This window comes from Streptomyces sp. NPDC051909 (assembly GCF_040681095.1).
In the GTDB taxonomy this organism is placed as follows: Bacteria; Actinomycetota; Actinomycetes; order Streptomycetales; family Streptomycetaceae; genus Streptomyces.
Map to the genome: position 1 here is coordinate 22,687 of NZ_JBFAYA010000019.1, position 23,181 is coordinate 45,867.

Below are 23,181 nucleotides of genomic sequence, written 5' to 3' on the forward strand. Positions count from 1 at the left end.
GCGGCGGGCCGCGGTCCAGTGTGTTTCAGGGGCTGGACGGGGGAGTGGAGGGGGTGTGCTCCGCGTGCTCCCGGAAGCTGAGCAACTGCCGTACTCCCGCCTTCAGTTCGGCGGTCGAGAGTCGCTGCTCCTCGGACAGATGGTGCATCAGGCTCGGCGAGAAGGGCGCGAGGAGGAGGTGCGCGAGGAGGGCGGCGTTGGTGTCGGGGCGGGCCTGGGACACCAGCAGGGCGACGTGGGTGTGCATCGCGAGGTAGGCGCCGCTGGTGTAGCGGGCGACGGGGGCGGCGCTCTGGGCGGCGAGCAGGATCGCGCGCTGTTCGACCACGCGGTCGACCAGGGCGTCGAGGAAGGCGTCGAGGCGTTCGGCGGCGGGTGCGCCGGGGCCGAGCGGCGGCGGGCCGCTCAGATACGCCTCCTGGAACTGCCGCTCGCGGTCGTCGAGCAGTGCCCACAGGAGCTGGGAGACGTCCCCGAAGCGCCGGTAGACGGTGCCGACGCCGATGCCGCTGGCGTGGGCGACCTGGTTCATGGTGACGGCCTCGGGGCCCTGCTCGGCGACGATCCGGGCGGCGGCGTCGAGGATCTTGCGCCGGTTGCGGGCGGCGTCGGCCCGCTCGGGCGCGGGCCCGCCGATGCTCGGCAGCAGGTTGAGCAGGGACGTGGGCTGCGCCGGGGACGGGTGTGCGCCGGCGCGGGCGGCGGGGGCGGCAGTGGCGGGAGCGGGGGTGGGAGCGCGGGTGGGCCCGGCACCGGCGTCCTCGGGCTGCAGTCTCGTCATGGTCATCCGCCGCTCCCTGCGTGCTGTGCCTGCGCGTCCCCCTCGCGTCCGTCCTTGACTTCGAGCATACCTGGCGCGGCGATGAAGCGGATAGGTGTCCGCTTAGCGTGCGACCCGTTGGACTGGTGGATACCCCTGGGGGTACTTCTGTTATGGTCGCCTGTATACCCCAGGGGGTAAGTGTCCTGGGGTGCTGGAAGTTCTGGACGGTCTGGAAGTTCTGGACGGTCTGGACGGTCCTGGAAGGAGTACGGCGTGTTCGTGATCGACCCTCCGGTCGTCAGCCGCTCCGTCGCCGAACGATGTTGACCGCTCTGGCGGCGCTGGCCGCCGGGGCCGTCGTCGGGCTCGCGCTCGGGGCGCTGGGCGGCGGCGGAAGCGTCCTCGCCGTACCGGCCCTGATCTATCTGCTCGGCTTCAGTCCGGCCGCCGCGGCGACCGCGAGCCTGCTGATCGTGCTCGGCACGGCCGCCACCGCGCTGTACGTGCACGCCCGCGACGGCCAGGTCCGCTGGCGTACGGGAGCGCTGTTCGCCGCGGCCGGCCTGGTGCCGGCGGCGCTGGGCGGCCTGCTGTCCGCGCGGCTGCCGGACGGGCTGCTCACCCTCGGTTTCGCCGCGGTGGCGGGGCTCGCGGCGGTACGGATGGTCCGCCGGGCCCCGGCCGAGGAACCGGCCGTACGCCGCTCGGGCCCGGCCGTCGCGGGTGCGGGCGCCGGGCTCGGCGCCGTCACCGGGGTGCTCGGCGTGGGCGGCGGCTTCCTGACCGTACCGGCGCTGGTGCAGGTCGTCGGCCTGCGGATGCGTCCGGCGGTCGGGACCAGCCTGCTGGTCGTCGCGGTCAACGCGCTGGTCGCGCTGCTGGCCCGCGCGGGCGGCTCGGTGCCGGTGGACTGGGCGGTCGTCGCCCCGTTCACGGGCGCGGCGGTCCTGGCGGCCTGGGACGGCCGGCGGCTCGCCTCCCGCATCCCGGCGGACACGCTGCGCCGGGTCTTCGGGGCGGTGCTGCTGCTGGTCGCGGCCCTGATGCTGGTGGACCTGGCGGTGTAGGGCCAGGTCCGTCGGACCGGGTCAGGCTCTTCGGGCCGGGCCCGGTCAGGCTCTTCGGTCCGGGCCGGGCCGGGGGTTCGTCGGGCCGGGCCGGATCGGGCCGGGTCAGGCCCTTCGGGTCGGGTTCTTCGGTTCAGGCCAGGGAGAGGAAGAGCTTCTCCAGGCGGGCCCGCATCTGCTCGGGGTCCTCGCCGTCCCTGCGCCCCTTCTCCATGTCCGTCAGGCACTGCTGGAGTCCGGTCGCGATGATCGCGAACCCGGCCCGGTCGAGCGCCCGGGACGCGGCCGCCAGCTGGGTCACGACCTCCTCGCAGTCGCGGCCTTCCTCGATCATCCGGATCACTCCGGAGATCTGTCCCTGCGCCCGGCGCAGCCGGTTCAGCACGGCCTTCAGTTCGGCGCCCGCGAGATCCAGTTCCACAACCACTCCTCAGCAGATACCCCAGGGGGTAATTTACTCCCCACCACGGGGTCCCGTCGAAAACCAAGGATGACACCTGCCATGCCCACCCCCACCCCCACCGCCTCTCCCTCTCCCTCTCCCTCTTCCGCCTCCCTCGACGCCGACCAGACCCACGCCCGGCTCGCCGAGCTGACCGTCGTCGACGTCCGCACCCCCGGCGAGTACGCGGGCGGCCATGTGCCCGGCGCCCTGAACGTGCCGCTCGACCGGCTCGACCGGGCCGTCCCCGCCCTCAAGGAGGCCGCGGCCCGCCGCGAGCTCGTCATCGTCTGCCAGTCGGGCAACCGCTCCCGTACCGCCTGCGACCGCCTCGCCGCCCACGGCATCCCGGTCATCAACCTGACCGGCGGCACCTCCGGCTGGGCCGCCCGCGGCCACGCCCTCGCCCACCCGGCCGGCGGCGCCCCGACCCGTACCCCCTGGGCCATGGACCGTCAGGTCCGCCTCACCGCCGGCACCCTGGTCCTCCTGGGTCTCCTCCTCGGCCTCCTGATCCACCCCGCCTTCCAGCTCCTCTCGGCGGCGATCGCGGGCGGCCTGGTCTTCTCGGCCCTCACCAACACCTGCGGCATGGCCGCCCTCCTCGCCAAGCTCCCCCACAACCGCACCACCAGCTGCGCCGTGGACCTGGACACGACCCTGGCGCAGCTCCGGCAGGGGTGAGACGGGTCGGTTCGGTGGCGGATGGGCGTCACGGATCGAGGCGGGCCGCGCGGGTCTGGAGGTAGCGGCGTTCCGGGAGGCTCTGGGTGGTGCGGGCGGCGGCGCGGTAGGCGTCGGCGGCGGCGCGGTGGGCGCCGGTGCGTTCGAGGAGGTGGGCGCGGACGGCGGGGAGGCGGTGGGACTCGGGGAAGCGGGGTTCCAGGGCCCCCAGGGCGGTCAGGCCCGCCTCCGGGCCCTCGACCATCGCGAGGGCGACCACCCGGCCCAGCTCCGCCATCGGGTCCGGGGCCTTCGTCAGGAGGACGTCGTAGAGGGCGAGGATCTGCGGCCAGTCCGTGGTGTCCGGGCCCGGGGCCTCGTCGTGGAGGGCGGCGATCGCGGCCTGGAGCTGGTACGGGCCCGGCGGGCCCTCCGCCAGGGCCTCCTCGACCAGCGCGGTGCCCTCGGCGATCGCCGCCCGGTCCCAGCGCGTACGGTCCTGCTCGTCCAGCGGGACCAGCTCGCCGTCCGGCCCGGTGCGGGCCGCGCTGCGTGCCTCCGTGAGCAGCATCAGGGCGAGCAGCCCGGTCACCGCGCCGTCGCGCGGCAGCAGCCGGCGGGCCGCCCTGGTCAGCCGGATCGCCTCCCGGGCCAGGCCGGCGCGGTGCAGGGCGGGGCCGGAGGTGGCGGTGTAGCCCTCGTTGAAGATCAGGTAGAGGACCTGGAGCACGGACGCGAGCCGCGCGTCCCGGTCCGCCGGACCGGGCGGATGGAACGGATGGTCCGCCCCCGCCGCTCGCAGCTTCGCCTTCGCCCGGCTGATCCGCTGCGCCACCGTCGCTTCCGGCACGAGGAAGGCGCGGGCGATCTCCGCCGTCGTCAGACCGCCCACCGCTCGCAGCGTCAGCGCGATCCGCCCGGCCGGCGGCAGCACCGGGTCGCAGCACAGGAACAGCAGCGTCAGCGTGTCGTCGTCCGCCGGCGCCGCCCGCACCTCGCGCGGCGCGAGCCGCAGCGCCGTCTTCTCCCGCCGGGCCCGCGCCTCCTCCGCACGCAGCGCGTCCGTCAGCCGGCGCGCCGCGACTCGGATCAGCCACCCGCGCGGATTGCCCGGCACCCCGTCCTCGGGCCACTGCGCGGCCGCCGCGAGCAGCGCCTCCTGCACCGCGTCCTCGGCGGTGTCGAAGTGCCCGTACCGGCGTACGAGCGCGCCGAGGACCTGCGGCGCGTGCAGCCGCAACAGGTCCTCGACGGGCTGGGGCTGGGCCGACGGGGCGGACTCGCCGGACCCGACGGACTCGCGGGACTCGGCAGGGCCGGGCGTCACACCGCGCCCGCGCCGATGTCGCTGCCGCCCGCCTCGTCGATGGGCCGGATCACCACCGGGTACTCCGGCGCCCCGGCCGGCTGCGGACACTGCGCCACCCGCGCCGCGATCTCCGTGACCCGCTCCAGGCTCGCGCAGTCCACGACCCAGTAGCCCGCGAGCACCTCCTTCGTCTCCCCGTACGGCCCGTCGGTCACGACCGGCCGCCCCTCGGCGTCGGCGGTCACGAACCGGGTCCTGGCCGGCTCGACGAGCCCCTGCCCGTCGACCCACTCGCCGCTCTCCGCCAGGTCGTCGTTGATCGAGTTCATGTAGGCGAACATCGCCCGCAGCTCCTGCTCGCTCCACGCCGGGCTCTGCGGCGAGGCCTTCCCGTTCATCGCGTCGTAGTCGGCCTGCGAGCCCTGCACCATCACCAGGTACTTCATGACGTTCTCCTCGTCCGGAGGGATGTGCTGTGGTTCTTTCACAGGGGACGTCGGAGCCGGGCCGCGTTTCTCGACACCCGTACGCCACTCAGCCCGATGCCGTTCGCGATGTCACCCGGAGGAACGAGCGGTCCCGCTCCGCCACCCGCCCGCGCGGCCCCGCCGCCCGCAGGACGACATCGAGCACGGCGTCCGGATCCGCCGCATAGCACTGGGCGAACCACGCCATGTTCGCCTCCACCACCGCCCACCCGCCGGCGCCCTGATGCCCGGCCTCCACGGTGCCCACGTCCACGACCACCCCGCTCGGCAACGTCTCGCCCACCGCCGCCAGCAGCTCCTCCCCGAAGCGCCGCGCGTCCGGCGTGAGCGGGCCCGGGTCGAGGCGCCCGTACACGGCGTAACGGCTGCCCGTCACGACCCGCGCGTCGAGAACGAACAGGCGGTACTCGGCCGTGAACGTCACCGGCTCCGAGACGAGGACCGGCGTGTGCGGCGGCACGGTGCGCGCGAGGTCGGACAGGCTGCGGTCGGGGTCGTCGCAGTACACCCCCGGAGCGAAGGACTTGTCCGACGGCGGCTTCAGGAACACCGGCTGGAACACCTCCCGGTAGACGGAGGAGAACAGCTCCAACGTGATCCGGCGCCGCGTGAACTCCTCCGGAAGTTCCGCCAGCCAGCCGTCCGACGGCTCCAGCAGCCCGAGCCCGAGCGCCGGGGCGACCTCGTCGGCGAGCCGCGGCCCGCCGTGCCAGTGCACGGCCTCGCCCGGGCGCACGACGGCGTCCGCCGGCCGACGCCGGTCGAGCACCCGGGTCGCCATACCGCGCCGCCGGGCGGCCTCGGTGAGGAGGAGCGCGGTGGAGGTGCGCTGTGCGGATATGAGGAGGAGGTCGGTGTGGGAGGTGGGGTCGGTGTGGGTGTGAGTGTGAGTGTCGGTGTGGGTCGCGGTGTCGGTGGTGGTCTCGGTCTCGGTCATGCGGAGGCCAGTTCCCTTTCGAGAGGGGTACGGAAGCGGGGCGTGATCCGGACCTCGCCGACCCAGGCCGCCAGCCGTGCCGCCTCGGCTTCCACCGCTCGTACGGCATCCTTCCCCAGGTCCGTGTTCGTGTTCGTGTCCGCGTCCGTGAGCAGCCGCCACACGATCTCGCCGTCGGCGCGCTGGGCCCAGCCGCCCACGATCCGCCCGTTCCACCAGACCGTCGGGCCGATGTTCCCGCTCCGGTCGAAGAGCGCGGCGCGGTGCGCCGGGTCCAGGTACCAGTCGCGGGACTGCCAGCCCATCGCCGTCGGATCGAGCGCCGGCAGCAGCGCCGCCCACGGCTCGTCCGGCGGCGTCACGGGACCGAGGTCGCCCGGCAGGACGAAGCCGGTACCGGTTCCGGTTCCGGCGCCCTCGTCCAGCGCGACGCGTTCCGCTCCGAGAGCGGTCAGTGCCCGCCGTACGTCCGTGACCTTCCAGCCCGTCCACCACTTCAGGTCCGCCTCGGTCGCCGGACCGTACGCGGCCAGCCAGTGCCGTACGAGCTCCGTCTGCGCCTCGCCCGGCGCGATCTCGGCGTACGGCGGGGCCGGCGCCCAGCGGAAGCGGCTCGACGTCCAGCCGCCCTGCGGCCGGCCCCGGACGATCCTTCCCTCCATCCCGAGCACCCGCAGCACCCGGCTCGCGACCGACTGCGGCCCCTCCTGGTTGGTGCCCACCCCGTACACGTACTGCGCCCGCAAGCGCGGTACGGCCGCGCCGAGTTCCGTGCCCGTCGCCTCGCCGCGCGCCGCCAGCTCGGCCAGGACCTGCCGCTCGGTCTCGGCGAGCCAGGCCGCGTCGTAGGCGCTGCCTGCGGCCAAGTGCTTGACGAGCGTGGTGCGTTCGCGGACCGAGGCGGCGTCGGCGGTGGAGGAGTGGACGACGGCCGCGAGCGAGGACGGCACGACGAAGACGGTGTGACGCATGCCGTGCATCCGAGTCAGTGTCCGCTCCCCGTACAGCGCCCGCTCCACCTCCGCCACCGGGTCCGGGCCCCCGCCGTGCCCGGCCGCGAGCCTTGCGCCCACCGCCAGGAACACCGTCGCCGGGTCCGTCGCGTGCAGCGCCACCAGCGAACCGGCGACCTCCTCCGCCGTCCCCGCCCGGGCCGCCCCGGCCAGCCGGTGCCGCACCGCGAGCCGCGTCCGGCGCTCCTCCGCACCGATCGTTCTCCTCGTCGTCTCACCCATGGGCACAGGATGACCTCATGCGGCGCGACCGGCGAGGAAATCCGCCACCGTCGCCACGAACTCGTCCTCCTTCTCGAAGAAGGCCACGTGCCCGGCGTCGATCTCCGCGTACCTGCTGCCGTCGATCGCCGCCGCCAGCCGCCGGCTGTGCTCCACCGGCACGGTCGCGTCCTGCGTGGCGCCGATGACGAGGGTCGGCGCCGCGATCCGGGGCAGCAGCGCTCGTATGTCCACGGCCAGGTCGACGGCGACATGGCGCAGGGTGCCGGGCGTCGGCGGCATGTTGGGGATCAGCGCCTCGACCCCCTCGCGGCCGATGCCGTTGAGGAAGCCCCGGCTGAAGCCGGTCATCGTCACGAACCGGCCGAAGGCCGCCGGGTCGTTCTCGCCGAGCCGCTGCCAGAGCGTGAAGTTGTTCCGCAGGTACTCGTCGCCCTCGGTGTGTTCCCAGCCGGCGACCAGGATCAGCCGCCTTACCAGTTCGGGCCGCAGCGCGGCGACCGCCGCCGAGACCGGGGCGCCCATCGAGAAGCCCAGCAGGTCCACGGGCCCGAGCCCGGCGTCCTCGATCACGGCGACGACCTGCGCGGCGAGCGCTTCGACGGTGAGCGGCGCGCCGTCGTCGACGGTCCGGTCGGCGCCGGAGAGGTCGGGCGTGATGACCGTGCGGGAGTCGGTGAACCGGGGTGCGGTCTGCCCCCAGTTGATGACGGCGCCGCCGGAACCGGTGCCGTGCACGAGGAGAAGAGGGGGTTCGGTGGGAGATTCGTCAGGAGAACCGTCAGGAGAACCGTCAGGGGATCCGTCAGGGAATCCGTCAGGCAACGCGTCGGGGGATCCGGTGCCGGCGATGTCGTAGTGGACGCGGGCGCCGCCGATGGTGACGGTCCGGGCCGTGACGGGCGTGTGCTCGGTGGTGCCGGGTGCGGTGGTGGGGGCGGTTGCGGTTGCCGTCGTGGTTGCCGTCGTGGCGGCAGTGGTCATGGTCATGGTCGGCTCCTCGGTGCGTCGCTGGCTGTCGTCAGCTGCCGTCAGCTGTCGTCGGCCGTCGTGGCTGACACCGATGACTCTGCCGCCGCCGGAAGAGGTCCGGGAGAGACCTCTCGACCCTGGGATCGACAGTCCCTGGATGAGGTTCTCGGCCTTGGGCAGGATGACCGGCATGACGATCGACCGCCGCGAACTCGCCGACTTCCTGCGCCGTTCCCGTGAGCGGGTGCGCCCGCAGGACGCGGGCCTGCCCGCCGGGCCGCGGCGCCGCACGCCCGGTCTGCGCCGCGAGGAGGTCGCCCACCTCGCGGGCATGTCCGCGGACTACTACATCCGCCTGGAGCAGGCCCGCGGTCCGCAGCCCTCGCCGCAGATGCTCGCCGCGCTCGCCCGCGCGCTCCGTCTGAGCACCGACGAGCGCGACCATCTCCACCTGCTCGCCGGCCACCGCCCGCCTGCCGGGCCCGCCGCCGGCGACCACGTGGCCCCCGCCCTGCTGCATCTGCTCGACCAGCTGATTGGCACGCCCGCGCAGATACTCAACGACCTCGGGGACGTCCTCGCCCAGAACCTGATGGCCCGGGCACTGCTCGGCGGCGTGTGCACGGTCTCGGAGCACGGCCGCAACGTGGTGTGGCGCTGGTTCACGGACCCGGACGCGCGCACCGCGTACCCGCCCGAGCAGCACGAGCACTACAGCCGCCTGCACGTCGCCGACCTGCGCGCCGCCTACGGCCGGCGGGGCGGCGACCAGGCCGTGACCCGGCTCGTGGAGCGGCTGCGCGCGGCGAGCGAGGAGTTCGCGGAACTGTGGCCGCGGCACGAGGTGGCGGTCCGCCGCCTCAGCCGGATGCGGGTGCTGCACCCGGTGGTCGGCCTGCTGGACCTGGACTGCCAGGTGCTGCTCGCCCCCGAGGGCGAGCAGCGGCTCGTCATATACACCCCGCCGCCCGGCACGGACATGGGGGAGCGGCTCGCGCTGCTCGGTGTGGTCGGCACGGAGCAGTTCGCGCCTGTGGATTGACGCCCCGGTCCTAGGTCGTGTCCGATCCTGATCCGCACCGGACGGGCCCTAGTCGGCGGCGGCGCGTTCGCCGGCCGGGCGCCGTCGGGCCGTCGGGTCGGTGAGGGCGCGCGGCTGCCATACGCCGTCCGCCGGGTAGACGTCGGTGCCGGGCGGCACGATGGCGTCGATCCGGTCCAGGGTCTCGTCGCTGAGCACCAGCGAGGCACCCTTGAGCAGCCCGTCCAACTGCTCCTGGGTGCGCGGCCCGAGAATGACGGAGGTGACCGCCGGGTGCGCGGCCGCGAAGGCGATGGCGAGTTCGGGCAGCGTGCAGCCGATCTCCTCGGCGAGCGCCGTGAACTCCTCGACGGCGTCGAGCTTGGCGGCCGTGACCGGCAGCTCCGGGTCGAAGCGCTGCGGATGGATCGTGGGGCGCCCGGAGCCGAGGTCCATCGGCCGGCCCTTGCGGTACTTGCCGGTGAGGAAGCCGGACGCCAGCGGCGACCAGGTCAGCACGCCCATCCCGTACCGTTGCGCGACCGGCAGCACGGAGGTCTCGATCCCGCGCGCGAGCAGTGAGTACGGCGGCTGCTCGGTGCGGAAGCGGCGCAGGCCGCGCCGCTCGGCGACGGCGTGCGCCTCGACGATCCGTTCCGCGGGGAAGGTGGAGCAGCCGAAGGTCCGGATCTTCCCCTGGGTGACGAGATCGCCGAGCACGTCGAGGGTCTCCTCGATGTCGGTGCGTTCGTCGGGCCGGTGCACCTGATAGAGGTCGATCCGGTCGGTGCCGAGCCGCCGCAGGCTGTTCTCCACCGCCTGCACGATCCAACGCCGGGACGTGCCACCCCGGTTGGGTCCCTCGCCGCCGACCGGGAAGTACACCTTCGTGGCGAGGACGGTGTCGTCGCGGCGCCGCGGGTCGCGCAGCGCCTTGCCGACGATCTCCTCGGCCTCGCCCGCCGAGTACATGTCGGCGGTGTCGACGAAGTTGATGCCCCGGTCGAGGGCGCTGTGGATGATCCGTTCGCAATCCGCGTGATCGCGATTTCCGATGGCCCCGAACATCATCGTGCCGAGGCAGTACGTGCTGACTTCGATCCCGGTTCCGCCGAGTACCCGATAGCGCATGCGCCGCACCCTAGGTGTTGGAGTCCGCTCCAAGGCAAGGGAGTTCGGCGGGGCCGGTGCGTTCGGCGAGCTCGACGAGCTGGGTGTGTCCGGTGTGTTCGGTGAGTTCGGTGAGGTCGGCAAGTTCGGCGAGTTCGGCGAGGAACCCGGTCACGAGCTGGTGGAGCAGTTCGGGGCGTTCCAGGTGCAGGTCGTGGCCGGTGCCGGGGAGGCAGACTCCGTGCAGGCGGTCCGGCTGGAGCCGCGCCATCCCGTCGTACTCCTCCGTTCTGATGATCCCCTTCTCGCCGAGCACGGCGAGGACCGGGACGCGGATCGCCGCCCATTCCTCCCACCAGGCACGGCCGGTGGGGCGGGTGTTCTCGGCGAGGGAGGCCACCATGATCTCGGGGTCGAATCGGGGCCAGAGGCCGTCCTCTCGCTCCTCCAGGCCGTCGGCCCAGCCTTCCCCTACGGGTCCGCCGCCGAGGTGGGCGACGGCCGCCGCCCGGTCCGGGAACGGCACCGGCCAGGCCCGCAGCCAGCCCCCGACCTCGTCCAGGACGCCGGGTTCGGCCGCTCCGGGACCGGCCTCGACGAGGACGACCGCGGCGAGGCCCGTCGCCAGCGGGCCGCCGGCGGTGAGGAGGGCGGCGTGGGCGCCGTACGACTGCCCGAGGAGGACGGTCCCGTCGAGCGCGAAGTGATCGAGCACGGCGAGGACGTCGGCGACGTACGCGGCGCGCGAGACATCGGCCGGGTGCCGTTCGCTCGCGCCGTGCCCGCGCTGGTCGAGGGCGAGGACGCGGTGCCCGTCGGCGCGCAGACGGCGGGCGAGCCCGTCCCATTCGCCGGCGTGCCCGGCGAGCCCGTGGAGCAGCAGGAAGGGCCGCCCGTCGCCGCCCCAGTCGCGCACGGAGAGCCGTACGCCGTCGGGTTCGCGTGCGCTCTTCCGTACGAGAACGTGCTCGGTCCAGTTCACGGCAGAGGTGGTCATCGAGGCTCCAACTGGGCGTCCGACCGGGCGTCCGACCGAGGGTCCGGCCGGGCGCCGGGCCGGTGGTCCGGCCAGGGATCCGACTGAGGACAGAGCAGCGCGTCGGCGACGGCGGTGCGGGCGTAGAGGACGGACCGGCCGCTGCGGTGCGCGGTGACGAGTCCGGCGGTGCGGAGGGCGGTGAGGTGCTGGGACACGGCGGCGGCCGACAGGCCGAAGGCGGCGGCGAGCTGGGTGGTGGAGGCCGGGGTGTCGAGCTCGGCGAGCAGCAGCGCGCGGGACCGCCCGAGGACGCCGGCGACGGCCTCGGTGGCGGTCGTGGCGGTGCGCGGCTCCCACAGGTTGCCGATGCCCCGTGCCGGATAGGCGAGTTGGGGCGGGTCGGGGGCGACCGAGCGGGTCAGTACGCGCGGCCACGCGAACGCGGACGGGATGAGCAGTAGCCCCGAGCCCGCCTGGTCGCGGGTGAGCGCGCAGGCCCGACGGACGAGCCGGAGGGTGCCGTCGTCCCAGCGCACGGTCTCGTGGAGCTCGCCGAGAACGCGCGCCGAGCCGTGCTCGGCGACCTGGCGGGCGCGGTGGAAGACATCGGCTTCGAGGAGTCCGCGGATGCGGGCCCAGTAGGGGGCGAGGGCGAGTTCCCAGTAGGTGAGGATCTCGTCGCGGAGCCGGTCGAGGTCGAGGTCGAGGCCGAGGTCGAGGCCGCGGCTGATGCGCGCGGTGCGAGTCCCCGTCCCGAGAGTGTCCAGGTCACGGGCGATCTGCTCGACGGGCGTGCGTCCGATGGCGTCGAGTTCGCTCTCCAGGGTGGGGAAGGGCCCGGAGGGGGTGGGGTTGAGGAAGTCGGCGAGGTAGCCGTGCGGCGGTACGAGCGCGGCGAGTCGCCCGCGGTCGAGCCCGGCCTGCCGGAATCGGGGCCGTACCTGGTCGGCCCAACTGCGGTGCAGGGGCGACGGGGTGCCGTTGCGGAGGAGGCGGAAACTGGTGACGACCTCCCACATGGGGGACACGGCGAACCGGGTCTGGGCGAGGTCGGCGGCGGAGAAGCTGAGCGCGGAGTCCATGCGTACGTGCTGCCCCCGTGATCGATTCCGATGGCGGATGCCGGCGTCGGGTCCTGGCGTCGGGTCCTGATGTCGGGTCCCTGTGTTGGATGGATTCGGCTGGAGCTTAATCGTTGGAGGGGGTCGGGCCCACGCCCGCAAGCTCCTGCCATGCCCTCCAAGCCCGCACCCTCAACTCCCGCTCCTGCGAAGTCCGTCTCCGTCTCCGCATCCGCCTCCGTCTCTTCCTCGTCGTCGTCCTTCGGGAACCTCCCGTCCGTCGTCTGGACGCTGTTCGCCGGCACGGTGATCAACCGGCTCGGTTACCTCGTCACCCCGTTCCTCGTCTTCTTCCTCGCCTCGCGCGGGGTCACCGGCACCGACACCACGTACGTCCTCGGCGCGCTCGGCGCCGGCAACCTGATCGGCCCGGCCGTCGGCGGCGTCCTCGCCGACCGCATCGGACGCCGCCCCACGATGCTGATCGGCCTGCTCGGCTCGGCCGTGGCGCAGGGCGCGCTGTTCCTGGCGCCCGGAGTGTGGACGATGGCGGCCGCGGCGCTGCTGATCAGCGCCACCGGCATGGCGGTGTCCCCGGCGGCGTACGCGCTGATGGCCGACGCCGTCGACCCGGAACGCCGGCAGCGCGCGTATGCCCTCTTCGGCTGGGGCGTCAACATCGGCACGGCGGTCGCGGGCGTCCTCGGCGGCTTCCTCGCGGCGCAGGGCTACTGGCTGCTGTTCGCCGTCGACGCCGGTTCGATGCTGCTGTACGCGGCGGTGGGCGCCGCCCGCCTGACCGAACCGCCCCGCGGGCCCCGGCCCGCCGGCGACGGCCTCGGCTACGGCATCGTCCTGCGCGACCGCCTCGCCGTCCTCCTCCTGCCGCTCTTCGGCGTCCAGCTCTTCGTCTACTCCCTCACCGAGGTCGCCCTGCCGCTCGCCATCCGCGACAACGGTCTCTCACCCGCGGTGTACGGCACGATGGCGGCCCTCAACGCGATCCTGGTCGTCGGGCTCCAGCCCTTCACCACCGCGCGACTCGCCCGGCTGCCGCAACTCCCGGTGTACGTGGCGGGCAGCGTTCTCGTGGCGGTCGGCGTGGCTCTCACCGGACTCGCCGACGGGACGGCCGGCTTCGCCGTCTCGGTCGTCGTCTGGTCGCTCGGCGAGGTGGTCGTCGCCGGCATCGGCGCCGCGATCGTCGCCAACCTGGCCCCGGCCCACGCCCGAGGCCGTTACCAGGGTGCCTTCAGCTGGACCTGGGGCGTCGCCCGCTTCGGCTCCCTCACCCTGGGCGTCACCCTCTACACCGGCCTGGGCCCGGCCACCCTCTGGTGGACCGCCCTGGGCGCGGGCCTGATGGCCTCGGCGGCGACGCTGGTCCTGAAGGCACGGGTGACGGAGCGTGCGGCTGCCGCTGCCGCTGCCGCTGCCGCTGCCGCTGCCGCTGCGGAGCCTGTGGCTGTGGCCGTGGCTGAACTAGCGGTTCCGGCCGGCGAGGACGTGCGCGACGAGGGCGTTGGCGTGGCCGTGCCCGAGCCCGTACTCGCTCTTGAGCCAGCCGACGAGCTCCATGTGCTTGACGAGCGGGGACCCGTCGACGATCTCCAGCCACTCGGCGATCGGTCGCCCGTACTTCTTCTCGATGGAGGGGAAGTAGCTGGCGGGACCCTTGACGGCGGGAGCAGGAGCGGGAGTGGGAGTGGGGGTGGGAGCGGGGGTGGCGGAGGCAGTGGACACGAGGTGACCTCTTCTCGTCGGGGCGCCGGCGCGGTGTGCTGACGGCTGCGGGGCCAGGGCTTTGTCGGGGCTTTCAGGAGGTAGACGCGGGGCGCGCCGAAAACTCATCGGCGCGCCCCGCGATCTTTTTCCCGCTCGTTCTCTCGCTCGTTCTCCCGGTCGTTCGACTTGGTCAGTCCCGGCGGATGTGCTCCGGGTCGACATGCCGCCGTACGACGGGAAGCGTGGCCACCCCGCCCACCACCAGGACCCCGACCGCGAACCCCACAAGCAACGGCAGCCCCTCCCAGTCCCAGTGCACGGCCCCGCCCCCGGTGATCAGATAGCTCGACTCGGCCAGCCACCCGGTCACGACCGCCGCCCCCAGCCCCACCCCGAGCGGCAGCACCACCTGCGCACACTGCGCCACCCGCAGCGTCCCGCCCCGCGCCCCCAGCAACGCCAGCGCGGCCACCTGCCCCCGCCGCTCCATCGCCCGATCGGCCACGGACACGACGAAGGCCGCCACCCCGACGACCAGCCCGAGCACCATCCCGGACACGAGCAGGCTTCGGATGACGGTGAGCTGGTGGAGCGCGGTCACGACGATGCCGACCGGCTCGACGTGCGCGGTGGGGGCGATGGCGCCGATGGCGTCGAGGGTGGCGCGGACGGTGGTGGGGTCGGAGGAGGTGGCGAGACTGAGGGTGCCGTCGACCGTGCCGTACGGCGCGAAGAACGAGGGTGGTACGAGCACGTCGGCGCCGACGACCACCGACGGCTGGTAGACGCGCACCATCGTCGCGTCCTTCGGCACCGTGATGTCGAGGCCACGTCCCTCGCCGAACCGGAAGGGATAGGTGCGCCCCGGGGCCGCGTCGGCGTCGGGGAGGAGGTCGGGATCCGTAATGCGCAGCATCTTCCCGTCCATGCACCCGCTGGACGAGCTGACGAGAGCAGCGAGTTGGGCGCAGGTGGCCACCATGACGGTGATCTCGGGCCGAATCTCACCGTCCTCCGGTTCCCACGAATGCACGGTGAGCGCATGGCCGCGCAGATCGGCCACGTGCGCCAGTCGGCTGCGTTGCTGCGCGCTCAGCTCGTCGGTCGACAGCTGGTACTCCTGTACGGGCGCGGTGCGCCGGCTCACCTGGTCCAGTTCCACCAGCACGCCCTGCGTCAGCGAGGTCGCGTACACCAGCAGCACCAGCCCCGTGACGACCCGCAGCGCGCTGCCCGGTTCGACCTCGGCGCGCCGCATCGCGAGGGCGAGCGGCAGCGACTGCACACGGCCGGCGAGCTGCCGGGCGAGCCAGGCGGTGACGGGCGCGAGTCCGAGCACGAGACCGGCGCCGGTCAGGAGTACGGCTCCCGGGATCAGCAGGCTGGAGGCGGTGCCGCCGCTCGGGTCGCGGCCGATGATGCTGAGGACGCAGTAGCCGCCGATGACGCCGAGGCCGGGAAGCAGGAGAAGCGTTCCGTACTTCCGTGGCGGCTTGCGCTGCGCGGTACGGCGGACGTTGAGCGGTCGGAGCGCCGCCTCGCGCGCGGACCGCCGGCCCACGAACCAGGCGAGCGCCGGGCACAGTACGAGACAGATGGCGAGCGTCGTCGCCTCGGGCCGACCGTCGGCCGGGAACCAGTGCAGCCCCGGCAGCCCGATCCGTGCCAGGACCTCGTTGAAGCCGAGGTAGCCGACGATCCCGAGGACCGCCCCGAGGAGGGCGGCCGCGACGGTCTCGTCGGCGTTGACCCGCAGGGTGTCCTTCACGCTCAGCCCGACGAGACGGAGCGCGGCGAGCCGGCGGGCCCGGGTCTCGGCGGAGAGCCGGGCGCAGACGGAGAGGAAGACGGCGAGGGGGAGCAGGACGATGCAGGAGAGGGTGAAGCGCAGGATGTCGAGGGTGGACGGCTCGACGACTTCGTGGTCGGGGTACGCCTTGCCGAACGAGACCAGGGGGTGGGCGTCAGCGGGCAGTTGGGCGCGGGCGCGGCCGATGTACGCGTAGAGGTCGTCCTGCCCGGCGAGTCCGGTGGGGCCGATGACGCCGGTGATCCGGCCGGGTACGAGTCCGGCGAGGGCGGGCCGTTCGGCGAGGAGCCGCTTGAGGCGGGGTGAGACGACGGTCTCGCCGGCGGCGGGCAGCCGGTCGAGGCCGGGCGGTACGGGTACGGGCACGGGGGCTGCGCCTGGTGCCGTGCGGGCGACGAAGACCCGGTGCATCGGCTCGGAGCCGTAAGCGTCCTCGAGTTCCGCGGCGGCGACGGTGGAGACCTGCCTCGGCTCCGCCAAGGGGTCGACGAACCGCAGGCTGCGGGCCGCGTCCCGGGCCTCGTTGGCGGCGAGGATCGTCGGGATGGTGAGGACGGCGGCCAGACAGGCCACGCCGAGCGCGCACCCGCCGGTCATGAGGAGGAACCGGGCGCGGGCCCGGTTCCCGCCGCGCCACAGCAGGCGCAGGCCGAGGAGGAAGGAGTTCACGCGGTCACCGCCGGGCCGCAGGGGCTCAGGACGCCGTCGACCATCGTGTACGTGACGTCGGCGCGGGCGGCGACGTCACGGTCGTGGGTCACGATCACCACGGCGGTGTCCTGGTCGCGGGCGAGCCGCAGGAACTCGTCCAGTACGGCGGTGGCGTTGGCGCTGTCGAGCGCGCCGGTCGGCTCGTCGGCGAACACGACGGCCGGCCGGTGCACGAGCGCCCGCGCGACGGCGACCCGCTGGCTCTGCCCGCCGGACAACTGCGAGGTCCTGCGCTGCAACAGTCCGGTCATCCCGAGCCGCCCAAGGACCTCCCCGGCCGCCGCGTGCGCGGGAGCCTTGCGCTGCCCGGCGAGACGCAGCGGCAGGGCGGCGTTCTCCTCGACGGTCAGCTCCGGCAGCAACTCCCCGTACTGGAAGACGAACCCGAACCGCTCACGCCGCAGCACGCTCAGCTCCTCGTCCCCCAGCCCGGCGAGGTCCACCCCCTCGAACACCACCCGCCCCCCACCCGGGGCCAGCACCCCGGCCAGGCAGTACAGCAACGAGGACTTCCCGGACCCGCTGCTCCCCATGACGGCGGCCACTTCTCCGCGCCGTAAGGCGAAGTCGACGCCGCTGACGGCCCGGTGGTCCCCGTAGAAGAGATCCACGCCCTCGGCGCGGAGAAGGTCACTCACGACTCGCCGTTCCCCTGTCGGAGGTAGTGGAAGGTGGGAACGCAGTTGTCGGGCCGCAGCGAGCCGCGGTCGCGGCACACGCGAAGGCGGGCCTGCGAGGTGAACTGCGCTGCCCCGTCCCAGACGACCTTGTCAAGGTCGACGTACTTCTTCTGCGTTCCCTTGAACCGGTTCCAGTCGTAGGCCTCGACCTTCACCTCGACGTAGACGTTGTGGCCGTCGTTCGGCGAGACGTCCCTGAGGCTTCCCCTGAAGTGGAAGCCGCCGTGGTTCCGGCTCTTCGGCTCGAAGACGTAGGAGCCACCCTTGAACTCGACTCCGTCGGTGTGCACGTTCGGAATGGTGTGCCATGAATCCGCCACCGCCCCGCCCACCCCGCCCAGGAACAGCCCGGCGGCGATCGCCACCGACACCCACTTGCGCATGTGTCCTCCACTCGACGCACCAAGGAGATCTTGTCGCGATGAGTATTGAGGTGACTACTCGCCGTAGTGAAATGCGGGATCGTTTCCTTCCCACCATCTGGTGAACCGACGAACGGATCGTCAACACCACCGGCGTCCCCGCGTACCGCGCGCGTGTCGCGCGAATTCCGCCGTCCCGCCCCGGGGTTGCTCCTAGGCTCCTCGCGTGACCGAGAACGAGATCAAACTCAAGGCCATCGCAGCACTGACAGCGCTCCGTGGCGGCGTCGACGAGAGCCTGGTCTCGGATCTGTTGGGCGAGGTCATTCCCGGGCAGTTCGCGGTGCCGGCCGACGCGAGTGCCGAGGAGGTCGGGCTGTCGGTCCTGGCCCAGTTGTCCGAGCCGCTGAGCGCGCTCGTCAACGGGTTCATCCTGGCCTTCGAGGCCGTCGCCGACGCGCATGACGCCTCCGGTGCCGTACCGGCTACGGAGCCGATCCTCCAGGAGCTCGCGCTGCGCCTGGCCAGCGACAACTTCGAGGACTGACGCCACCCCGAACCCCACCCCCGAACCCCACCCCCGAACCCCACCCCCCAACCCCAACCCCACCCCCCAACCCCAACCCCAACCCCAACCCCAACCCCACCCCCCAACCCCACCCCCTCTCCCAACCATTACGGAGCTGACTTGTCCATACGCCTCACCGCCCTCGCCGACCCCGAGCCGAACTCCATCGGCCGCCGCCTCGCCTGGCTCGCCGACGGGCCCGAAGGGGAGCCCGCCGGGTCCGCGTTCCTGCGGCTCTTCGCCAGGGAGGGGCAGCGGCACCTCGCCGAGTTCGACGCGCGGATCCATCCGGCCGAGCGGCGGCAGGGCGTCGCCACGGCGCTGCTCGACGCGGCGGTGGCGGCGGCGCGGGAGGACGGGCGGCGCAGTCTTGTCGCGCAGGCGGAGGCCGGGACGCCGGGCGCCGCATTCCTCGCGGCCCGCGGCTTCCGCGTCGCGATGACGCTGACGTACGCCCGGCTGCCCCTGGCCGAGGCCGATGTCCCGGCGCTTGCCGCAGAGGTCGCGAAGGCGCCGGCCGGCTATCGGCTCGTGGAGTGGGAGGGCATGGTGCCGGATGCGCTGGCGGCGAGCTATGTCGCCTCGCGGCGGGCGATGGACGACATGCCGATGGGGACGATCGACTACGGCACGGTGGTGTGGGACCTGGAGCGGGTACGGGCGGCGGCCGGCGCGGTCGAGGGCCGCGGCGAGGTGCTGCACACGGTCGCGGCGGTGGCGGAGGCGGACGGTTCGGTGGTCGGGTTCACCGAGCTCGTGACTCCCGCCGGCGGAGTGGGCGACGGGGTGCACTACGGCACCGCCGTCCTCTCCGAGCACCGCGGCCACGGCCTTGCCCGCTGGATGAAGGCCGCGTCGATCGTGCGTGCCCGCGAGCGGCAGCCGCAGCTCGGCGGCCTCGTCACGGACACGGCCGACAACAACCCGTACATGCGCCGCGTCAACGACGCCCTCGGCTACCTGCCGACGCACGAGGCGTACGAGTTCCAGCGCGAGCTCACGGGCTGAGGCCCGTCGACTGAGCGGAGTTCCGTTTCCGTCCCGAGCGGTCGTCACTCGCCGGGGTGATCACCGGTGTGATCACCGCGCCCCGGCGGTGCGCCTGCGTGAACGGGCACGGCGCGGCTGCCGAGGATGCGCCCATGCGCCTCTCCTCGACTCTGCCGCGCCGTGTCCTCGTACCGTTCGTCACCGCCGTCGCCCTGCTCACCACCGGGGCCGCGGCCACGGCGGGCGCGGCCGAGGCCTGCGGTTCGATCATCACGGCCCCGCTCGCCCCGCCCGTCGCCGCCGACGACCCGTGCCCCAGCACCGACCCGGTCGTGTGCCGGATCCGCGTGATGCCGATGGACCAGAAGGTCGACGCCCAGCGCACCCGCATCCGGTACCACCAGCTCCTGGAGGACATGCACCGCACGGAGGCCGACATGCGCGCGGCGGGCGCCACCGAGGAGGAGATCGCCCGCGAGCTCGTCGACATGCGCAACCAGGCCAAGGAGATCACCCGGGCCGGCATGACGCCGGAGGAGGTCCGGGTCCTGGAGGAGCGCAACATCGCGAAGTACGGCAACCCGCTCGGCCCGACGGCCGACCAGCTGTACGCGAAGTACGGCTCCTGGGAGAAGGTCACCGACGCCTCCATGCGCACCAGCTACGCCGTCGACCGCGAACTGAGCCTGGAGTACCGGCCCTGCCCGGTGTGATCGGACCGCCCGTCCGAAGGCTTCAGCGCTCCTGGCGGCGCGGGGCACCGGAGACGACGAACAGCAGGGGAGCAGTACGCCGAGAGGGGGTGGCGGTGAGGGAGTGGCGTACGACGAAGGTGAGCGCCGCCGCGAGTACGGCGAGCAGCCCCGCGTAGACACGCCCGCGCCGAAGGGCGGCGAGGCGCATGCGCCGGGGTGCCCCGGGTCCCGGTCGTCCTGCTCGGCCAGGGCCTCACCAACCAACGGATCAGCAAGCGCCTCGGCCTCGGCGCGGGCACCGTGAAGTCGTACATCAGCGGCCTCGAGGTCCTCGCCCACAGCATCAAGGTCCTCGCGGCCTGACTCACGGCTGGTCTTCGCCGTCGCGCGAGCCCGGACGTGCGGCAAGGTCACGAGGCCGCGGCGGTGGGGTGGTTGCCGAGGGCGGCGGTGGGGTGGTTGCCGAGGGCGGCGGCGAGGAGGGTGCGGAGGTGGTCGGCCTCCGGAATCAGCGCGGCCTCGATCTCGTCGTCGGAGCGGCCGGCCAGGGTGAGTTCCTGGATGCGCCGGAACAGCAGACGGTCTGCCGCGGCGATCAAGGCGGCGGCGGCCCGGGGTGCGATGGCGGGGGCGGGATCCGGGGCGACGGCGGTCAGCGCCGCGGCGAGGGCCTCCTCTCGCTGATCGTGCAGTTCACGCAGCCGGGCGCTGAGGGTGGGGCTGTCGGTGACCATGCGGGCGAACGCGGGGCCGGTGAAGCCGACGACGGGGCTGTGTTCCAGCAGGGCGGCGCGGAACGTCCGCCCCAGGGCGGTGAGCGGTTCTTCGCCGGGCTCGCGCTCGGCGACGGCCTGGGCCAGGCCCTGGGTGAACGCCTCGTGGTGATCGAGGGCCAGGTCCTCCTTGCGCGGGAAGTAGTTGGTGACCGTCTTCTTGGCCACGCGGGCCGCGGCGGCGATCTCGGCGATGGTCGTCTGCTCGAAGCCGTGCTCGATGAAGAGCCTGGTGGCGCAGTCGGAGATCAGCTGCCTGGTCTCCTGCTTCTTGGACTCGCGGAGCCCGATCTCGGTAGTCATGGAGCAATCTTACCCCCGTCGCAAAATTATGCTTGACGTTCGATCACGGGCCTGCGTAAAGTTACGTCCGTTGCAAAATTAGCCCCGACGAACGGACTGGGATGCGCAAGCTCACCTACTTCATCGGCACCACCATCGACGGCTTCATCGCCGCCCCCGACGGCGACTTCGACTTCTTCATGCCGTACGTCACCGAGGACTACCTGCCGCACCTGATCGCCGAGTACGCGGAAACCCTCCCGACCCCGGGCCGCGCCGCCCTCGGCATCCCGGACGCGCCCAACACCCGCTTCGACACCGTGCTCATGGGCCGCGGCACCTACGCCCCGGGGCTCTCCGCCGGCCTCACCAGCCCGTACGCCCACCTGCGGCAGATCGTTCTCTCCCGCTCGCTCACCACCAGCCCGGACCCGGCCGTCGAGATCACGGCGGAGGACCCGGTGAAGCTGGTCCGCCGGCTCAAGGAAGAGGACGGGCTCGGCATCTGGCTCTGCGGCGGCGCCGACCTGGCAGGCCAGCTCCTGCCCGAGATCGACGAGCTGATCGTCAAGCAGTACCCGATCGTGGCCGGCTCGGGCATCCCGCTCTTCCGCGCCGACTTCTCGCCGCGCACGTTCACGCTCACCGACACCCGCGTGTTCGAGCGCGGGAACCTCGTCCTCACCTACGCGAAGGCCTCCGACTAGCACCGCACTCGCGCAGGTCCCCGTACACCGTTCACCACCCGAACCAGCCAGGAGCCGCCTTGCGCGTCACCACCTCCACCCTGTCCCTCACCGTCGCCGACGTAGACGCCTCCCTCGACTTCTTCCGCACCCACCTCGGCTACCAGGTCGCCATGGCCGCCGACGGCTTCGCGTCGCTGACCCGCGACGACGCCGCCGCCGATGTGGTGCTGCTGCGCCGCGGCACCGAGGTGCTCCCGCCCGAGCAGCGCGACCAGCAGGCCACGGGGCTGATCCTCGCGCTCACCGTCACCGGCATCGAGGCCGAGGAGCGGCGCCTGCGCGAGGCGGGCGCCCCGATCACCATGCCGCTGCGCGAGGAGCCCTGGGGCGAGCGGCTGTTCCAGCTGACCGACCCGAACGGAATCGTCGTCCAGCTCGTCGAATGGGCCGCCCCGGCCGCCCCGGCCACCCCCGACGAGCCCACCCGGAGTGAGGAACCCGCCCTGATCGTGATCACCCCCGCCGCCGAGAACGTCACCGAGTCCCCGAACGCCCGCATGACCGGCCTGGCCGCCCCCAGCCGCGGCAGCACGGAACTCAGCACCTGGACCGTCGCGATGGAGGCCGGTCAGACCGGCCCCGAGCACGTCATCAGCCGCGAACAGGTCTGGACGGTCACCGCCGGCGTCCTCCAGGTCACCTGCGACGGCCGCACCGAGAAGATCACGGCCGGGCAGACCTTCGTCCTCCCGCCGGACGTGCTCCGCCAGGTCCACGCCCCGCAGGCGGCCGAGGCCCACGTCGCGATGCGCTCGGACGGCGTGGCCTCCGTGCCCGGCACCGAGGGCACCCGCATCCTGCCCTGGGCCCGGTAGCGGCCGCGCCCAAGACGAATCCCACCCCCCGCACGTCCCTCCCGCACGTCCTTCCTTCCCGCACATCCTTCCCGTAACGGAGACAGCTTGTCCGTGCGCATCACCGCCCTGACCGACCCTGAGGAGACCCCCGCCGGCCGCCGCCTGGCCTGGCTGGCCGCCGACCCTGACGGCCACCCCGTCGGGTCCGCCTTCCTGCGCCTGTTCACCAAGGACGGGCAACGCCACCTCGCCGAACTGGACGTTCAGGTCCACCCGGCCGAACGGCGCCGGCGGGTGGGCTCCCTCCTGCTCGACGCGGCCGTCGCCGCCGCCCGCCAGGACGGTCGACGTGCCGTCATCTCCCAGGCCGAAGCCGGCTCTCCCGGTGCCGGCTTCCTCGTCGCCACCGGATTCCGCGGAGTGCTGGCCCTGACCTACGCCCGGCTGCCGCTGGCCGACGTGGACCTCGCCGCGCTCACCGCCGTCGCGGAGCAGCCGCAGACCGGCTACCGGCTGGCCGCGTGGGAGGGGACGGTGCCCGACGAGCTCGCCGACACCTTCGTGGCATCGCGCCGCGCCATGGACGACATGCCGATGGGCGCCGTCGACTACGGCACGGTGGTCTGGGACCTGGACCGGGTGAAGGCAGCGGCCTCGGCCGTCGCCGCACGCGGGGACATCCTCCACACCGTGGCGGTCATCGACCGCTCGGACGGCTCCATCGCCGGCTTCACCGAACTCGTGGTCCCCGGCAGCGGGAGGGGCGACGCCCAGCACTACGGCACGGCGGTGTTGCCCGAGCACCGCGGCCGCGGTCTCGCCCGCCGGATGAAGGCCGCCTCGATCCTCCAGGCCCGCGAACGCCACCCCCGCCTCGGCGGTCTGCTGACCGACACCGCCGACAACAACCCGTACATGCGGCGCGTCAACGACGCACTCGGTTACCTGCCGACGCACACGGCCCACGAGTACCAGCTCGACCTGTAGGCCCT

The 23,181-nt window shown here is 73.1% G+C and carries 26 protein-coding genes and 1 pseudogene; 11 read left to right on the top strand and 16 right to left on the bottom strand.

Annotated features, from left to right (window positions below; genetic code table 11):
- Nucleotides 1-25: 25 nt before the first annotated feature.
- The gene (locus AB0M18_RS26890) at nt 26-787 is read right to left on the bottom strand and encodes a TetR/AcrR family transcriptional regulator (RefSeq protein WP_365762337.1); all 762 of its coding nucleotides are present in this window, start codon (nt 785-787) and stop codon (nt 26-28) included.
- A 296-nt stretch (nt 788-1,083) separates the two neighbouring features.
- On the opposite strand from AB0M18_RS26890, the gene AB0M18_RS26895 reads away from it, so the two are divergent.
- Complete coding sequence (locus tag AB0M18_RS26895; protein WP_365762339.1) at nt 1,084-1,830, top strand: sulfite exporter TauE/SafE family protein; 747 nt, start codon at nt 1,084-1,086, stop codon at nt 1,828-1,830.
- A 133-nt stretch (nt 1,831-1,963) separates the two neighbouring features.
- On the opposite strand, the gene AB0M18_RS26900 is transcribed toward AB0M18_RS26895, so the two are convergent.
- Nucleotides 1,964-2,251, bottom strand: coding sequence for a metal-sensitive transcriptional regulator (locus tag AB0M18_RS26900; protein WP_365762341.1), 288 nt, complete (start codon nt 2,249-2,251; stop codon nt 1,964-1,966).
- Nucleotides 2,252-2,332: 81 nt separating this feature from the next.
- Here AB0M18_RS26900 and AB0M18_RS26905 point away from each other — a divergent pair, with 81 nt between their 5' ends.
- Nucleotides 2,333-2,956, top strand: coding sequence for a rhodanese-like domain-containing protein (locus AB0M18_RS26905; RefSeq protein ID WP_365762343.1), 624 nt, complete (start codon nt 2,333-2,335; stop codon nt 2,954-2,956).
- Between the two features lie 28 nt (nt 2,957-2,984).
- Here the strand turns inward: AB0M18_RS26905 and AB0M18_RS26910 are convergent, their stop codons facing one another.
- The 5 genes from AB0M18_RS26910 to AB0M18_RS26930 form a co-directional block, all read right to left on the bottom strand.
- Nucleotides 2,985-4,178, bottom strand: a complete 1,194-nt coding sequence (locus tag AB0M18_RS26910; protein WP_365762487.1) for a sigma-70 family RNA polymerase sigma factor — start codon at nt 4,176-4,178, stop codon at nt 2,985-2,987.
- An 80-nt stretch (nt 4,179-4,258) separates the two neighbouring features.
- Nucleotides 4,259-4,690 carry a YciI family protein gene (locus AB0M18_RS26915; protein WP_365762345.1) on the bottom strand — a complete coding sequence of 144 codons (432 nt, stop codon included), beginning with the start codon at nt 4,688-4,690 and terminating at the stop codon, nt 4,259-4,261.
- 88 nt (nt 4,691-4,778) lie between these two features.
- Nucleotides 4,779-5,669 (bottom strand): ATP-grasp domain-containing protein, encoded by an 891-nt coding sequence (locus tag AB0M18_RS26920; protein WP_365762347.1) that lies wholly within the window; start codon nt 5,667-5,669, stop codon nt 4,779-4,781.
- Nucleotides 5,666-6,904 carry a winged helix DNA-binding domain-containing protein gene (locus tag AB0M18_RS26925; RefSeq protein ID WP_365762349.1) on the bottom strand — a complete coding sequence of 413 codons (1,239 nt, stop codon included), beginning with the start codon at nt 6,902-6,904 and terminating at the stop codon, nt 5,666-5,668. Before AB0M18_RS26925 ends, AB0M18_RS26920 begins: the two co-directional genes overlap by 4 nt.
- 15 nt (nt 6,905-6,919) lie before the next feature.
- On the bottom strand, nt 6,920-7,894 hold the full coding sequence (locus AB0M18_RS26930; protein WP_365762351.1) for an alpha/beta hydrolase: 975 nt from the start codon (nt 7,892-7,894) through the stop codon (nt 6,920-6,922).
- 163 nt (nt 7,895-8,057) lie between these two features.
- Between AB0M18_RS26930 and AB0M18_RS26935 the strand changes: the two genes are divergently transcribed.
- On the top strand, nt 8,058-8,918 hold the full coding sequence (locus AB0M18_RS26935; RefSeq protein ID WP_365762489.1) for a helix-turn-helix transcriptional regulator: 861 nt from the start codon (nt 8,058-8,060) through the stop codon (nt 8,916-8,918).
- A 48-nt stretch (nt 8,919-8,966) separates the two neighbouring features.
- On the opposite strand, the gene AB0M18_RS26940 is transcribed toward AB0M18_RS26935, so the two are convergent.
- From AB0M18_RS26940 to AB0M18_RS26950, 3 genes are read right to left on the bottom strand one after another with little or no spacing between them, the layout of a single operon-like run.
- Nucleotides 8,967-10,028, bottom strand: a complete 1,062-nt coding sequence (locus AB0M18_RS26940; protein WP_365762353.1) for an aldo/keto reductase — start codon at nt 10,026-10,028, stop codon at nt 8,967-8,969.
- Between the two features lie 10 nt (nt 10,029-10,038).
- Nucleotides 10,039-11,004 carry an alpha/beta hydrolase gene (locus AB0M18_RS26945; RefSeq protein WP_365762356.1) on the bottom strand — a complete coding sequence of 322 codons (966 nt, stop codon included), beginning with the start codon at nt 11,002-11,004 and terminating at the stop codon, nt 10,039-10,041.
- Nucleotides 11,001-12,068: a DUF5937 family protein gene (locus AB0M18_RS26950; RefSeq protein WP_365762358.1), complete on the bottom strand. Its 1,068-nt coding sequence runs from the start codon at nt 12,066-12,068 to the stop codon at nt 11,001-11,003. The genes AB0M18_RS26945 and AB0M18_RS26950 overlap by 4 nt, the downstream gene beginning before the upstream one ends.
- Before the next feature lie 150 nt (nt 12,069-12,218).
- Here AB0M18_RS26950 and AB0M18_RS26955 point away from each other — a divergent pair.
- Nucleotides 12,219-13,466 (top strand): annotated as a pseudogene (locus AB0M18_RS26955) (MFS transporter); the annotation flags it as partial.
- 63 nt (nt 13,467-13,529) lie between these two features.
- Here AB0M18_RS26955 and AB0M18_RS26960 read toward each other — a convergent pair.
- The 4 genes from AB0M18_RS26960 to AB0M18_RS26975 all read right to left on the bottom strand — a co-directional run bounded on the left by AB0M18_RS26960 (nt 13,530) and on the right by AB0M18_RS26975 (nt 17,356).
- Complete coding sequence (locus AB0M18_RS26960) at nt 13,530-13,790, bottom strand: DUF4287 domain-containing protein (RefSeq protein WP_365762491.1); 261 nt, start codon at nt 13,788-13,790, stop codon at nt 13,530-13,532.
- 172 nt (nt 13,791-13,962) lie between these two features.
- A complete protein-coding gene (locus tag AB0M18_RS26965; RefSeq protein ID WP_365762359.1) occupies nt 13,963-16,251 on the bottom strand; it encodes an FtsX-like permease family protein in 2,289 nt (762 codons plus the stop codon).
- Nucleotides 16,248-16,931 (bottom strand): ABC transporter ATP-binding protein, encoded by a 684-nt coding sequence (locus AB0M18_RS26970; RefSeq protein ID WP_365762361.1) that lies wholly within the window; start codon nt 16,929-16,931, stop codon nt 16,248-16,250. Before AB0M18_RS26970 ends, AB0M18_RS26965 begins: the two co-directional genes overlap by 4 nt.
- Nucleotides 16,928-17,356 carry a hypothetical protein gene (locus AB0M18_RS26975; protein ID WP_365762363.1) on the bottom strand — a complete coding sequence of 143 codons (429 nt, stop codon included), beginning with the start codon at nt 17,354-17,356 and terminating at the stop codon, nt 16,928-16,930. The genes AB0M18_RS26970 and AB0M18_RS26975 overlap by 4 nt, the downstream gene beginning before the upstream one ends.
- A 205-nt stretch (nt 17,357-17,561) precedes the next feature.
- Here AB0M18_RS26975 and AB0M18_RS26980 point away from each other — a divergent pair, with 205 nt between their 5' ends.
- The 3 genes from AB0M18_RS26980 (at nt 17,562) to AB0M18_RS26990 (ending at nt 19,606) form a co-directional block, all read left to right on the top strand.
- On the top strand, nt 17,562-17,882 hold the full coding sequence (locus tag AB0M18_RS26980; RefSeq protein WP_365762365.1) for a hypothetical protein: 321 nt from the start codon (nt 17,562-17,564) through the stop codon (nt 17,880-17,882).
- A gap of 141 nt (nt 17,883-18,023) precedes the next feature.
- Nucleotides 18,024-18,911 (top strand): GNAT family N-acetyltransferase, encoded by an 888-nt coding sequence (locus AB0M18_RS26985; RefSeq protein ID WP_365762367.1) that lies wholly within the window; start codon nt 18,024-18,026, stop codon nt 18,909-18,911.
- A gap of 134 nt (nt 18,912-19,045) precedes the next feature.
- Nucleotides 19,046-19,606, top strand: a complete 561-nt coding sequence (locus tag AB0M18_RS26990; protein ID WP_365762369.1) for a hypothetical protein — start codon at nt 19,046-19,048, stop codon at nt 19,604-19,606.
- Nucleotides 19,607-19,628: 22 nt separating this feature from the next.
- On the opposite strand, the gene AB0M18_RS26995 is transcribed toward AB0M18_RS26990, so the two are convergent.
- Nucleotides 19,629-19,796: a hypothetical protein gene (locus AB0M18_RS26995; RefSeq protein ID WP_365762371.1), complete on the bottom strand. Its 168-nt coding sequence runs from the start codon at nt 19,794-19,796 to the stop codon at nt 19,629-19,631.
- Between the two features lie 8 nt (nt 19,797-19,804).
- On the opposite strand from AB0M18_RS26995, the gene AB0M18_RS27000 reads away from it, so the two are divergent.
- Nucleotides 19,805-19,951, top strand: a complete 147-nt coding sequence (locus AB0M18_RS27000; RefSeq protein WP_365762373.1) for a hypothetical protein — start codon at nt 19,805-19,807, stop codon at nt 19,949-19,951.
- Nucleotides 19,952-19,998: 47 nt separating this feature from the next.
- On the opposite strand, the gene AB0M18_RS27005 is transcribed toward AB0M18_RS27000, so the two are convergent.
- On the bottom strand, nt 19,999-20,664 hold the full coding sequence (locus AB0M18_RS27005) for a TetR family transcriptional regulator (protein WP_365762375.1): 666 nt from the start codon (nt 20,662-20,664) through the stop codon (nt 19,999-20,001).
- 101 nt (nt 20,665-20,765) lie between these two features.
- On the opposite strand from AB0M18_RS27005, the gene AB0M18_RS27010 reads away from it, so the two are divergent.
- The 3 genes from AB0M18_RS27010 (at nt 20,766) to AB0M18_RS27020 (ending at nt 23,176) form a co-directional block, all read left to right on the top strand.
- Nucleotides 20,766-21,350, top strand: coding sequence for a dihydrofolate reductase family protein (locus AB0M18_RS27010; RefSeq protein ID WP_365762377.1), 585 nt, complete (start codon nt 20,766-20,768; stop codon nt 21,348-21,350).
- A gap of 59 nt (nt 21,351-21,409) precedes the next feature.
- Nucleotides 21,410-22,207 (top strand): VOC family protein, encoded by a 798-nt coding sequence (locus AB0M18_RS27015; RefSeq protein WP_365762379.1) that lies wholly within the window; start codon nt 21,410-21,412, stop codon nt 22,205-22,207.
- A gap of 87 nt (nt 22,208-22,294) precedes the next feature.
- A complete protein-coding gene (locus AB0M18_RS27020; protein WP_365762381.1) occupies nt 22,295-23,176 on the top strand; it encodes a GNAT family N-acetyltransferase in 882 nt (293 codons plus the stop codon).
- Nucleotides 23,177-23,181: the final 5 nt, after the last annotated feature.